At 68.1% G+C, this 12,434-nt stretch carries 8 protein-coding genes; 3 read left to right on the forward strand and 5 right to left on the reverse strand.

Annotated elements, in window-relative coordinates; all coding sequences use genetic code 11:
• Positions 1 to 33: 33 nt before the first annotated feature.
• A complete protein-coding gene (locus ACVOJ1_RS13125; RefSeq protein ID WP_053519882.1) occupies positions 34 to 1,416 on the reverse strand; it encodes an L-serine ammonia-lyase in 1,383 nt (460 codons plus the stop codon).
• Positions 1,417 to 1,557: 141 nt separating this feature from the next.
• On the opposite strand from ACVOJ1_RS13125, the gene ACVOJ1_RS13130 reads away from it, so the two are divergent.
• A complete protein-coding gene (locus ACVOJ1_RS13130; RefSeq protein ID WP_053519891.1) occupies positions 1,558 to 1,743 on the forward strand; it encodes a thioredoxin domain-containing protein in 186 nt (61 codons plus the stop codon).
• Positions 1,744 to 1,812: 69 nt separating this feature from the next.
• On the opposite strand, the gene ACVOJ1_RS13135 is transcribed toward ACVOJ1_RS13130, so the two are convergent.
• The 3 genes from ACVOJ1_RS13135 to ACVOJ1_RS13145 are packed head-to-tail and all read right to left on the reverse strand — an operon-like array spanning position 1,813 to position 3,602.
• Positions 1,813 to 2,385 (reverse strand): YceI family protein, encoded by a 573-nt coding sequence (locus ACVOJ1_RS13135; protein ID WP_053519881.1) that lies wholly within the window; start codon positions 2,383 to 2,385, stop codon positions 1,813 to 1,815.
• Positions 2,386 to 2,388: 3 nt separating this feature from the next.
• The gene (locus tag ACVOJ1_RS13140; protein WP_065182624.1) at positions 2,389 to 2,961 is read right to left on the reverse strand and encodes a cytochrome b; all 573 of its coding nucleotides are present in this window, start codon (positions 2,959 to 2,961) and stop codon (positions 2,389 to 2,391) included.
• Positions 2,958 to 3,602, reverse strand: a complete 645-nt coding sequence (locus ACVOJ1_RS13145; RefSeq protein WP_053519879.1) for a YceI family protein — start codon at positions 3,600 to 3,602, stop codon at positions 2,958 to 2,960. The genes ACVOJ1_RS13140 and ACVOJ1_RS13145 overlap by 4 nt, the downstream gene beginning before the upstream one ends.
• Positions 3,603 to 3,766: 164 nt before the next feature.
• Between ACVOJ1_RS13145 and ACVOJ1_RS13150 the strand changes: the two genes are divergently transcribed.
• Both ACVOJ1_RS13150 and ACVOJ1_RS13155 read left to right on the forward strand, forming a co-directional pair.
• Positions 3,767 to 7,315: a sensor histidine kinase gene (locus ACVOJ1_RS13150; RefSeq protein WP_263175314.1), complete on the forward strand. Its 3,549-nt coding sequence runs from the start codon at positions 3,767 to 3,769 to the stop codon at positions 7,313 to 7,315.
• Between the two features lie 96 nt (positions 7,316 to 7,411).
• Positions 7,412 to 10,942: a hybrid sensor histidine kinase/response regulator gene (locus ACVOJ1_RS13155; protein ID WP_065182626.1), complete on the forward strand. Its 3,531-nt coding sequence runs from the start codon at positions 7,412 to 7,414 to the stop codon at positions 10,940 to 10,942.
• 21 nt (positions 10,943 to 10,963) lie between these two features.
• Here ACVOJ1_RS13155 and mdtD read toward each other — a convergent pair whose 3' ends face one another.
• Positions 10,964 to 12,373 (reverse strand): multidrug transporter subunit MdtD, encoded by a 1,410-nt coding sequence (gene mdtD, locus ACVOJ1_RS13160; protein WP_065182627.1) that lies wholly within the window; start codon positions 12,371 to 12,373, stop codon positions 10,964 to 10,966.
• Positions 12,374 to 12,434: the final 61 nt, after the last annotated feature.

Genomic DNA, 12,434 nt, shown 5'->3' on the forward strand with positions numbered 1-12,434 from the left:
GCGGTGACGGTGTCGTCCGGCAGATGCCCGTCATCAGCACTCGATGACATTCACCGCGAGGCCGCCGCGGCTGGTTTCCTTGTACTTGTCCTGCATGTCGCGGCCGGTGTCGCGCATGGTCTTGATGACCTTGTCCAGCGACACCTTGTGCTTGCCATCGCCGCGCATCGCCATGCGCGAGGCGTTGATCGCCTTCACCGCGCCCATCGCGTTGCGCTCGATGCAGGGAATCTGCACCAGCCCACCGATCGGGTCGCAGGTCAGGCCGAGGTTGTGTTCCATGCCGATTTCTGCGGCATTCTCGATCTGGCTTGGATTGCCGCCCAGCGCCGCAACCAGGCCGCCGGCCGCCATCGAGCAGGCCACGCCCACTTCGCCCTGGCAGCCCACTTCGGCACCGGAAATCGAAGCATTCTCCTTGTAGAGGATGCCGATCGCCGCCGAGGTCAGCAGGAAGTCGAACACGCGCTGCTCGTTCGCGCCCGGGCAGAACCGGTCGAAGTAATGCAGCACCGCGGGCAGCACGCCGGCCGCACCGTTGGTCGGCGCGGTCACCACGCGGCCACCGGCGGCGTTTTCCTCGTTCACGGCCAGCGCGTACAGATTGACCCAGTCCAGCGTGGTCAGCGGATCGCGCATCGCCGCTTCCGGCTTCGACGACAGCTCGCGGTACAGCGCCGGCGCGCGACGGCCGACCTTCAGGCCGCCCGGCAGCACGCCTTCCTCGCGGATGCCGCGCGTCACGCATGACTGCATCGCGCTCCAGATCTCGCGCAGCTGGGCGCGGATCTCGTCCTCGCTGCGCCAGCACTTCTCGTTCTCGAACATCAGCTGCGCGATGCTCAGGCCGCTGCGCGCGGTCTGCGCGAGCAGCTCGTCGCCGCTCTTGAACGGATAGGGCAGTGGGGTTTCGTCGGGCACGATGCGGTCATCGGCCGCGTCGTCCTGGTTGACCACGAAGCCACCGCCAACGGAGTAATAGTCGCGCGTGGCGATCACTTCATCGTCGGCGTTGTACGCGGTGAAGCGCATGCCGTTGGTGTGGTACGGCAGCTTCTGCCGCTTGTTCATGCCGAGGTCGCGCTTCTCGTCGAAGGCGATCTCATGCTGGCCCATCAGCTGGATGCGCTTGCTGCTGCGGATGCGATCCAGCGTGGACGGAATGATGTCCGGATCGATCAGGTTGGGGCGCTGGCCTTCCAGGCCAAGCAGGATCGCCTTGTCGGTGCCATGGCCGCGACCGGTCAGCGCCAGCGAACCGTAGACGTCGGCGCGGATGCGTGCGACCTCGTGCAGGCGGCCGGGGTCGAGCAGCCAGCGATGGATGAACCGCTCGGCGGCCTTCATCGGTCCGACGGTGTGGGAAGAGCTCGGGCCAATGCCGATCTTGAAGACGTCGAACGTGCTGACAGCCATGGATGCCAAACTGCGGGTACCGGACAAGCGGCTATTCTAGCGGCTTGCCGGGCCCTCCGATGGCTGCGGCGCAGCATTTCCGCCAAGCGAGGCAAGCCGGTGTTGACCCTGTTCCAGCGTGACGACTGCCACCTGTGCGATATGGCCCTGGCCGAACTGGCCAAGGCACGCGCGCCCGAGTTCGAATCGGTGTTCCTGGATGACCATCCAGCGCTGGAGGCGCACTACGGCGCGCGGGTACCGGTGCTGCGCGACGAGGCGGGCGGCCGCGAACTGGACTGGCCCTTCGATGCGGCGCGGGTGCGGGCCTGGCTGGCTGCGGGGTGACGCCGCCGGGCATGGCCCGGCGCCACCCTGTATCACCGTTCCAAGGTGGAGCCGGGCATGGCCCGTGGCTTACTTCGCGTCGAACTTCACGATCGTGCTGATCGCGGTTTCGTCGGGGATGGTCTTGGTGTCGGCCCAATCGCCGGCGCCGACGCTGAAGTCCAGGCGCTTGACGGTGGCCTTGCCGGTCAGCACCGGCTGCGTGCCCGGCTTCCAGGTGAAGGTGAGCGTCACCGGCTTGCTGACACCACGCAGCTCGAGCGTGCCATCGGCGGCGAACTGGTCATTGCCGATGGCGCGGAAGCCCTTCGCGGTGTAACGCGCGGTGGCGAACTTGCCGACATTGAAGAAGTCCGCGCTCTGCAGCGTCGAGTCACGATCGCTGTTGCCGCTCCTGGCGCCGGCCAGCGGAATCACGACGTCGAGTGAGCCGGCCGCCGGATTGGCGGGATCGAAGCTGAGCTTGGTGGCGAAGCCCGGGAAGCTGCCGGTGAACACTTCGCCGTCGTACTTGCTGGCAAATACCAGGATCGAGCCCGCGCCGGGAGCCTGTGCATAGTCCGCGGCCAACGCCGGGGCAGTGGCCAGCATGCCGGCCAGGGCAGCGGCCACGGCCGCCGGGGTGGTCAGTTTCAGATTCATCGGTCAGTCCTTCTGGGGAGAGGCAAGCCAGCCACGCGGCAGCATGCGGCTCAACGTCGCGTCGCGCTGGAACAGGTGGTGGTAAAGGGCAGCGCCGGCATGGGCCAGCACCACAGCGATCAGCAGCCAGAAGCCGTACTCATGGATCGCATGCGACACGGCGACGACCTGCGGATCCGGTCCGCTGAGCTTGGGCACATCGACCAGGCCGAACCAGCGGAAGGGCCGCAGCCCGCTGGCAGAGTCGTACAGCCAGCCCGAAAGCGGAATGGCGAACATCAGCACGTACAGCAGCACGTGGGTGGCGCTGGCGATGCGCTCCTGCCAGCTGGGCACACCCGGCACCGGCTTGGGCGCACCGGCGTAGAGGCGCCAGACCAGGCGCAGCAGCACCAGGGCCAGCACGGTGATGCCGATCGACTTGTGCGCGGTGTAGACCCAGAAGTATTTGGGCGTCCTGGGCAGTTCGCCCATGGTCAGGCCGATCACGCCAAGGGCGAGGATCAGTAGTGCGATCAACCAGTGCAGGGTCTGGCTGACACTGCCCCAGGCGGCAGGGGAGTTCTTGGCGGTCATGCGGGGTCCTTGGGGGCCGTCTTGCTGTCGGAGTGGGGAACCGGGGCAGGAGTTCCCGGCCTGTCGCTGCGGTCGAGGAAGGCCTCGGCCTCGATCCGTACCTGTACCGCGTCGCCGATCACCCCGGGCCAGGCGGTGATGCCGAACGCGCGGCGGCTCAACGTGGTGCTGGCGGAAAAACCCGCGGTGCGGCGGAACGGCGGCAACGGATAGCGTTTGATGGCATTGAGGGTCACATCCAGCGCGACCTCCTGGCTGACCCCGCGCAGGGTCAGCGTGCCGAACACACGGGCGTGGTTCGCATCGATCGGTTCGACCCGCGACGATACGAACCGGGCGCTGGGAAACCGCTCGCCATCAAGCAGGCTGCGGGCCAGCGTGGCCTGGTTCCATTTGGCATCTCCCAGATCCAGCCGGGCGACCGGCACATCGACCTGCAGGGTTGCCTCGCGCCAGTTGTCGGGATCGAACTGAAGGTGGCCCTCACTGCCCGATACCGTCCCCATGGCCTGCGAGTAGCCGGCATGATCGATCGTGAACAGCACCCGCGTGTGCACCGGATCCAGCCGGTAGGTATCGAGCTGTGCCCAGGCGGGCGCAGCGGCGAGCAGCAACGGCAGCAGGAGCAGGCGGGGTCGCATCGATGGCGGGCTCCGGGAGGGGACGCTGCGATCATACGCACAGCCCCCTGACAACGCTGCGTGCATGGCTGCAACAGTTCGTGGTGGCGATGCCACTGGAAACGGGCTGTTGCAGTCGTGAAGCCTGGGCTGTGTGACAATCGCGGCTGGATCGGGGGTTCAGGATGACGAGTGGCTGGCGTCTGTGGTGCCGAGGCATCGCAGTAACGGGTCTGCTGCTGCTGGCAAGCGCCACGGTGGCCGCGACTCTGGACATGGCTGGGGAGACACCACGACTGCGCCGCTTCGGCGCCGCCGAGGGCTTGCCGTCGCGCATGGTCGTGGCCCTGGCCGAGGACCGCCAGGGGTACATCTGGGCGGCCACCGATGGTGGGCTGGCCCGCTATGACGGCACGACGCTGCGGGTCTGGCAGCATGAACCGGAGCGGCCGGGTTCGCTGCCGGGCAACGAGATCGAGACCCTGCTGGTGGATCCGCTGGACCGGGTGTGGGTCGGCATCAACGGCAAGGGCATCGCCCGGCTGGACGCGGATCGCGAGCGTTTCTCCAGCTTCGATACGGTGAACAATGAATGCCAGAGCCAGTTCTGGACACTGGCCTATGCGGACGATGCGCTGTGGATCGGCACCAGCGGCCATGGCGTGTGCCGCTTCGGCGAGGATGGCAGCCTGCGCTTCTTCCAGCATGATCCGCAGCGCCCCGGCGGCTTGCCCAGCAACACCATCTTCAGCAGCCTGGTCGACGCGCAGGGCCGCCTGTGGGTCGGTACCGAGGCCGGTGTCGCCCGCTGGAACGGCAACGGCTTCGAGGCCATCGCGCCGCGCGAGCTGGGCAGGGTCAGCGTGCTGCGTCTCAGCCGCGACCCCGATGGATCGATCTGGGTCGGCAGCCAGAATGAAGGCCTGTTCCGCATCGATGCCCAGGACCGCGTCAGCCGTCCACGCTGGTCCGGCAGTGATCGCTTTCGCTCGGCACTGGTGCTGGCGGATCGGCAGGGAGGCTACTGGGCAGGTACCTCGGATGGGCTGCTGCGCGGTGATGCGCAGACACTGTGGCGCCTGGAGGGCGATCGCGGCAGCGGCTTCCTGACCGCCCACAGCGGCGTGCTCGATCTGCTGCAGGACCACGAAGGCGGGGTCTGGGTGGCCCTGCTGAGCCAGGGGTTGGCCTATCTGCCGCCGGACTGGCGCCGCTTCTCCACCTGGAACCAGCTCGACGGCAAACCGCTGGACAGCCAGTACCTGCTCAGCGCGGCCACCGATGGCCGGAATTACTACGTGAGTTCGGCACACGGCGTGTACCGGATCGATGCGCAGGGCGTGCTGAGTCTGCTTGCCAGTGATCGCGAGCTGGGCAGTGGCGCGGTCTGGTCGGTATTGCCGCGGCCGGACGGCCGCCTCTGGCTGGGCCGCGCCGGGCGCATCACCGTCTATGACCCGGCCACCCGCGCAACCCGGGAGTGGCGCATCGACGGCGGCTCCGACCTGCGCCAGCGCATCGACCTGATGCGGCAGGCGCCGGATGGCACCGCCTGGGTGTCGGTGATGAACGTCGGCGTGCAGCAGCGTCTGGACGATGGCCGGGTGCTGCGCAGCTTCCCCGTCGAGGGATTCCGCGGCCTGGGCGATGCGCCGATCGAGCAGATTCGATTCGATCCGCGCGGGCAGGCCTGGGTGATGGGGGACATGGGCCTCTGGCGCCAGCAGGGTGAGCGCTTCGAGGCGGTTCCTGGCGTCTCGCGGGGATCGATCTACGACCTGGTGTGGATCGATCCGCAGCAGCTGTGGCTCGCCCGCCAGGGCGCCTTCGAGCGCTACCAGTGGGACGGCATGAGCCTGCGCCTGGTGCAGCGCGTCGATGCTGCCGCCGGTGTGCCACCCCTGAGCATGGGTGGGCTGGCCTTGGCCGACGATGGCCGCCTGTGGGCCACCACGCCGCGCGGTCTGCTGCGCTGGGATCCGAGAACGAAGCGGCTGAGGCAGTTCACCGAGCGCGACGGACTGCCCGATGCCGAATTCACCGGCCGACCGCCTGCGGTGAACGCCGATGGCCGCGTGCTCGCGGTGACCCAGACCGGCGCGGTCGGTTTCGACGTCAATGCCGCCGACACCCCACTGCCATCCTCCGCGCTGGTGATCGCGCAGGTGCGCGTACGTCGCGACGATGCGCGCGGCTGGCAACCCCTGCCGACCACCGGGGTGCTGCTGCTGGGTCCGGATGACCGTGATCTGCAGATCGACGCGCGGCTGCTCTCGTACGGCAACCCGCAGGGCAACCGCTATCGGTTCCGGGTGCAGGGCTATGACCAGAACTGGGTGGAGCAGGGCGGCGACGGCCAGCGCACGCTGTCGCGCCTCGCGCCCGGTGCCTACGTGATCGAAGTACAGGCGGCCACCGACAGTGGTCCGTGGACGCCGTCGCAGCAACTGCAGGTGAAGGTATTGCCGCCCTGGTGGCGCAGCGGCATGGCGATCTTCGGCTACCTGCTGCTGGGCTCGTTGCTGCTGCTGGTGCTGGCATGGGCGATCCGCAGCCGTCTGAGAAGGCGCCAGCAGTGGCAGCTGACCGTGCACAAGCAGCAGCTCGCCGAGCAGGCCTCGCAGGCCAAGAGCCACTTCCTGGCCACGCTGGGTCATGAGGTGCGCACGCCGATGACCGGCGTACTGGGCATGAGCGAACTGCTGCTGGCCACATCACTGGATCCGGTACAGCGCAGCTATGCCGGATCGATCCAGCAGGCGGGCAGCCATCTGCTGCGTCTGGTCAACGATGCCCTGGACCTGGCCCGGATCGAAGCCGGGCGGCTGGAGCTGGACCTGCGTCCGTTCGATCTTGCCGCGCTGTTGGACCAGGTGCAGATGCTGATGCGGCCGATGGCGCAGCAGCGCCAGCTCGATTTTGTACGCGAGGATGCCTTGCCCGGCCCGATCAGCGTCAGTGGCGATGAAATGCGCATCCGCCAGATCCTGCTGAACCTGCTCGGCAATGCCATCAAGTTCACCGAGCGCGGCCAGGTCGGCCTGGGCGTGCGGCTGCAGGAGGATGGCGGCGGGGTGTGCTTCGAGGTGTTCGATACCGGCCCCGGCATCAATGCCGAACAGCAGCAGCGTCTGTTCCATCGCTTCGAGCAGGCCGATGGCCCGCGGACAGCATCGCGCTATGGCGGCAGCGGTCTGGGCCTGGCGATCTGCCAGGAACTGGCCGTGGCGATGGGTGGGCGCATCGATGTCGACAGCCAGCCGGGCAGGGGCGCACGGTTCCGCGTGCAGCTGCCGCTGCCGTGGACCCGCCAGGCTGCCCACAGTGGTTCCGACAGGGCGTCGCCACCGCCGCTGCCGCCGCTGCGCATCCTGCTGGTCGAAGATGACGCCACGGTAGCGGACGTCATCGCCGGCCTGCTGCGCGGTCGTGGCCACGACGTAGTGCACGTGCTGCACGGCCTGGGGGCCTTGTCGGAGATCGCGACCGAGGGGTTCGATGTCGGTCTGCTCGACCTGGATCTGCCGGCCCTGGACGGAACGGCGATCGCCCGTCAGCTGCGCGCCATGGGCTATGAGCTGCCACTGGTGGCGGTGACCGCGCGGTCCGATGCCTATGCGGAGGCGCAGGTGCTGGCCGCCGGTTTCGACGGCTTCCTGCGCAAGCCGGTCACGGGCGACATGCTGGTGGCGGCCATCGTGCAGGCTCGCAGCAAGCGCCAGGGTGAGGGCTGATTGCGCCGGCGCCGGGCGTGAACGGCGCGACTTTCGGTTTACCATGCCGACGCCCGCAGGACGGGCACCATCTGGGAACGCGTGAGGAGGCGATCAGTGGCGTATCTGCGGGCGGCGATGCTGCTGATGCTTCTGCTGTGCTGCCTGGCGCCCGCTGCCGCACAGCCGGTACCGCCCACGCCCCGGCAGGTGACGGTGTTCGATGGCCTGCCGTCCAACACCGTCAACCGCATGGCGGAGGACCGCTACGGCTACCTGTGGATCGCCACCAATGACGGGCTGGCACGATACGACGGCCGCAACTACCGGGTCTGGCGCTCCGAGGATGGCCTGCGCGACAACCGCATCTGGACCGTACTGGTCGATACCCGCAACCGCTTGTGGATCGGCACCGAGAATGCCGGCCTGGTAAGGATGTCGGCCGACCGCCGGCAGCTGCGGTTCTTCGACCGCAGCAGCCAGCCGCTGATGAGCACCAATACGATCTGGAGCCTGGCCGCCACCCCCGATGGCTCGATCTGGTTCGGTACCCACGAAGGCGGGCTGTACCGGGTGGATGGCAATGATCGCGTGCAGCGCTTCCTGCCCGAGGCGAACAATCCGCGCAGCCTGCCGGCCGCTGCGGTGCCCTATCTGGCCACGCTGCCCGACGGCAGCCTGTGGGTGGGCACCAAGCATGGCGTGGCGCGTTGGACCGGCAGCGATTTCGAGCGGGTCGGCGACGAGCAGGTGCCCGGCCAGCTGATCAACGGTTTGACCGCCGAACCTGACGGCAGCCTGTGGATCAGCACGCTGGCCGGCGCATTCGTGCGCCGGCCGGATGGTCGCTTCGAGCGGCAACCCTGGTCGGTGCCGGCCGGCGACGAGGTGCTGGGCATGATGCTGCGCGATGAGCAGGGGGGCTACTGGCTGGACACCCGCAGCGGACTCGGCCGTGCGGTCGATGGCCAGTACCAGACGGTGCCGCTGTACAGCGCGATCGCGCGCGGCCAGGTGCGGCCGAACTGGACCGGCGCCTACGAGGATCGCGAGGGCGGCATCTGGCTGGCCAGCACCAATGCCGGTCTCTGGCATTTGTTGCCACGGTGGTGGCAGTTCTCGGTGTTCTCGCGTCTGGAGGACGATGCATCGTCACTGCGCAACGCCTACGTACTCGGCACCAGTGCGTCCAGCAACGGAGGTGTCTGGACGGTCGGCAGCCACGGCGCGCTGGATCGCTTCAATCCCCGTACCGGCCGGATCGAGCAGTTCCGGCGCGGCGTCAATGGCATCCACTGGCTGACCTCGGTTCGCGAGGACCGCCATGGCCGGGTCTGGATCGGTTCGTCCGGAGCGCTGCTGCGCTATGACCCGGCACGCGACGAGCTGCGCCGCTGGGGACGCGACGCGCCTGCCGATGCCGCGATGGAGGGCGATGTCGACGCACTGATGATCTGCGACAGCAACAGCCTGTGGTTGATGATGCCCGCCGGCCTGCAGCAGCGCGATCTGGAAGGTCGGCTGCTGCTCGAACTGGACAATGGCCAGAACGGACTGCAGACCGGCCAGCTGAACCAGGATCTGGTATGCGGTCCGCAGAACCAGCTGTGGCTGGCCAGCAGCCGCGGGCTGCTGCAGTGGCAGCCTGAGCAGCAGCGCTTCCAGCCGGTGCCCGGCGCGCCGGCAACGGCACTGTATGCGGCGTATACCGGCAGCGACGGCCAGGTGTGGCTGTCCGAGGACGGCCGGTTGTCGCGCTATCGATGGAGCCAGGGGCGTCTGGAGCGGCAGGGGGTCATTGGTGCCGAACAGGGATATCCGGCGGTTTCCGCCACCGGTCTGGTGGTCGATGCGCAGGGTGTGGCCTGGGCCACCAGCGCACGCGGCCTGGTGCGGGTCGGCGCGGACGGCCAGAGCGTGCGCCTGTATGGCGTGCACGATGGCCTGCCCAGCCAGGAGTTCCGCGCGCATACCTTGATCGCGACGTCTTCGGGACGGCTGGTGGCAGGAACCCCGGCCGGCGTGGTGGTGTTCGATCCGGAACAGGTGCGGCCTTCGGTGCGCCGCGCACCGCTGGTGATCGAGCGGGTGGAGGTGCGCCGCAACGAGCAGGTGCTGGACCTGACCCACGACGCACCGTTGCTGATCGCCGACGGCGACCGCGATCTGCGCATCGTGGCGCGCCTGCTGTCCTTCGCCGATTCGGCCTCCAATTCGTATCGCTACCGCCTGGCCGGCTATGACCCGGACTGGGTCGAGGTCGGGCCCGCCGGTGAACGCCTGTTCTCGCGGCTGCCGCCGGGCAGCTATCGGCTGGAAGTGCAGGCGCGCTCGGCCGACCACGTCTGGTCGCGGGTGCAGACCCTGGAGTTCCGCGTGCAGCCGCCGTGGTGGCGCAGCCTGTCGGGCCTGCTGGTGCTGACGTCGATCGCGTTGCTGCTGACCAGTTGGTTTGCATGGCTGTACCGTCGCCGCCTGCAGCGTCGCCACGCCTACCAGCTGGCGTTGCACAAGCAGGAACTTGCCGAGCAGGCCTCGGCGGCCAAGACGCGCTTCCTGGCCAATCTGGGCCATGAGATCCGCACGCCGATGACCGGTGTGATGGGCATGAGCGAGCTGCTGTTGTCCTCGCCGCTGGATCCTCAGCAGCGCGGCTACACCCAGTCCATCCGCCAGGCGGGCGAGCATCTGCTGCATCTGGTCAACGATGCGCTGGACCTGGCGCGGATCGAATCCGGACGCCTGGAACTGCAGTCCCGGCCGTTCGCGCTCCATTGCCTGCTGCAGGACCTGGCCGCGCTGATGGGGCCGCTGGCCGCGCAGAAGGGACTGCGTTTCGTCCTGGACAATCGCTTGCCGCCCGGCCTGCAGGCCACCGGCGATGCGATCCGGGTGCGGCAGATCCTGCTCAACCTGCTGTCCAACGCGGTGAAGTTCACCAGCCGTGGCACCATCACCCTGCATGCCCGGTGCGATGAGGCGATGCGTGCACTCCAGTTCGAAGTGCGTGACACCGGGCCGGGCATCAGCCAGGAACAGCAGCTGCGCCTGTTCCGCCGGTTCGAGCAGGCTGACGGTGCACGTACCGCGGCGCAGTATGGTGGCAGTGGCCTAGGGCTGGCGATCTGCCGCGAGCTGGCGCAGGCGATGCAGGGCCGGATCCAGGTCGAAAGCCAGTTAGGGCGCGGAACCTGCTTTGGAGTGATGCTGCCCCTGCCGCTGGAAGTGGACGCCGACGCCGATGCGGACAGCGCCGCGCGGAGCGAGGATGCAGTAGCGAACATGCCCCCCCTGCGCGTGCTGCTGGTGGAGGATGACGCGACGGTGGCCGATGTCGTGCAGGGTCTTCTGAGTGCGCGCGGCCATGAGGTGGTGCATGCCGGGCATGCGTTGGCGGCGCTGCGCGAGATCAGCGGGAGTGATTTCGATGTGGCCCTGCTTGACCTGGACCTGCCGGGCCTCAGCGGCTTCGAGCTGGCCGAGCATCTGCGCAACCAGGGGTACACGCTGCCGTTGCTGGCGGTGACCGCGCGCACGGACCCGGACCTGCAGAAGCAGGTGGAAGCGGCCGGGATCGGCGGTTTCCTGCGCAAGCCGGTCACGGGCGAGCTGCTGGTGGAGGCCATCGCCAAGGTGTTGGGGCGCTGAGGCCGGGCACAGTCCGGCAGGCTACTCCGCGACGTGTTCGACCTGGCGGGGTTCGGGCTTGGTGTCCGGCAACTGCCAGAAGATCATCGTCGAAGTCAGTGTGATCGCGCCCACGCACAGGAACGTGGCGTGCAACGCCGCCGTTGCGCCGTGGCCCTCCAGGTGCGTGCCGAAGGCGGCCAGCAGGCTGCCCGCCGCCGCCGCGCCGAAGCCGGCAGCCAGCATCATCACCATCGACAGCAGACTGTTGCCCGAACTGGCGAACTCCCGATCCAGATCGCGCAGGGTCACGGTGTTCATCACGGTGAACTGCAGCGAATTGACCGCACCGAAGAAGGCCAGCTGCAGCAGGCGCCAGCCCAGGTGCTGGCCCGGCGTCATCAGGATGAAGCTGGCCATGGCCAGGCCCACCAGCACGGTGTTGGTCATCAGCACGCGCCGATAGCCGTAGCGTTCGACCAGCTTCACCGCCAGCCGCTTGGAGACCATGCCGGCCGCGGCCACCGGTACCATCATCAGTCCGGCGTTCATCGGTCCCAGGCCAAGGCCCACCTGCAGCAGCAGCGGAATCAGCATCGGCATGGCGCTGCTGCCGATGCGTGAGAACAGGTTGCCGAGGATGCCGATGCGATAGCTGGGCACACGGAACAGCGCCAGCGAGAACAACGGCGCGGTCGAGTTGGCCGCGTGCAGCCAATAGCCCACCAGTGCGGCCAGCCCCGCCACGGTCATCAGCATCACCAGCGCGTGCGGCGTACCCAGCCCGGAGATGCCGTCCAGCGCCAGCGACAGCACCACCATCGCAAAGGCCAGCATGATGTAGCCGCGCAGGTCGAAGCGGGTGCGGTGGCTGGCGTAATGGTCCGGCATGATCTTCATCGCAGCGATGAAGCCGATCACGCCGATCGGAAGGTTGATCAGGAACACCCAGTGCCAGGAGGCGATCTCGACCAGCCAGCCGCCCAGCGTCGGGCCGATCAAGGGGCCGATCAGGGCGGGGATGGCGATGAAGCTCATCGCACGCAGGAAGTCCTCGCGCGGCACCGAACGCATCACCGCCAGGCGGCCGACCGGCAGCAGCATCGCACCGCCGATGCCCTGCAGCACGCGGGCACCCACCAGCTGATGCAGGTGCTGGGCCAGCGCGCAGGCCAGCGAGCCGAGGGTGAACAGGATGATCGCCACCAGGAAGGTGCGCCGGGTGCCGTAGCGGTCAGCGATCCAGCCGGAGGCGGGAATGAACGTGGCGACCGCCAGTGCATAGCTGAACACCACCGACTGCATCTGCAGCGGACTCTCGCCCAGGCTGGCCGCCATCGCCGGCAGCGCCGTGTTGACGATGGTCGAGTCCAGCATCTGCATGAAGATCGCCAGGGACACCAGCCACAGCAGGGGGCGCTGGCGGTTGTAGGTCGATGGCGATGTGGACATGGGTTGTGGCCGGTGCAACGTGGGGGCGCCATGATCGCGCACTGCGGGTCACGGCGCGATC

The organism is Stenotrophomonas sp. STEN225 (genome assembly GCF_056756445.1).

What these genes read in the sequence shown, in the direction of transcription:
- ACVOJ1_RS13145 (WP_053519879.1), bottom strand. Translation starts at nt 3,602, where the DNA reads ATGCGACCCCGCCTGCTCCTGCTGCCGTTGCTGCTCGCCGCTGCGCCC.
- mdtD (WP_065182627.1), bottom strand. Translation starts at nt 12,373, where the DNA reads ATGTCCACATCGCCATCGACCTACAACCGCCAGCGCCCCCTGCTGTGG.
- ACVOJ1_RS13125 (WP_053519882.1), bottom strand. Translation starts at nt 1,416, where the DNA reads ATGGCTGTCAGCACGTTCGACGTCTTCAAGATCGGCATTGGCCCGAGC.
- ACVOJ1_RS13130 (WP_053519891.1), top strand. Translation starts at nt 1,558, where the DNA reads ATGGCCCTGGCCGAACTGGCCAAGGCACGCGCGCCCGAGTTCGAATCG.
- ACVOJ1_RS13135 (WP_053519881.1), bottom strand. Translation starts at nt 2,385, where the DNA reads ATGAATCTGAAACTGACCACCCCGGCGGCCGTGGCCGCTGCCCTGGCC.
- ACVOJ1_RS13150 (WP_263175314.1), top strand. Translation starts at nt 3,767, where the DNA reads ATGACGAGTGGCTGGCGTCTGTGGTGCCGAGGCATCGCAGTAACGGGT.
- ACVOJ1_RS13140 (WP_065182624.1), bottom strand. Translation starts at nt 2,961, where the DNA reads ATGACCGCCAAGAACTCCCCTGCCGCCTGGGGCAGTGTCAGCCAGACC.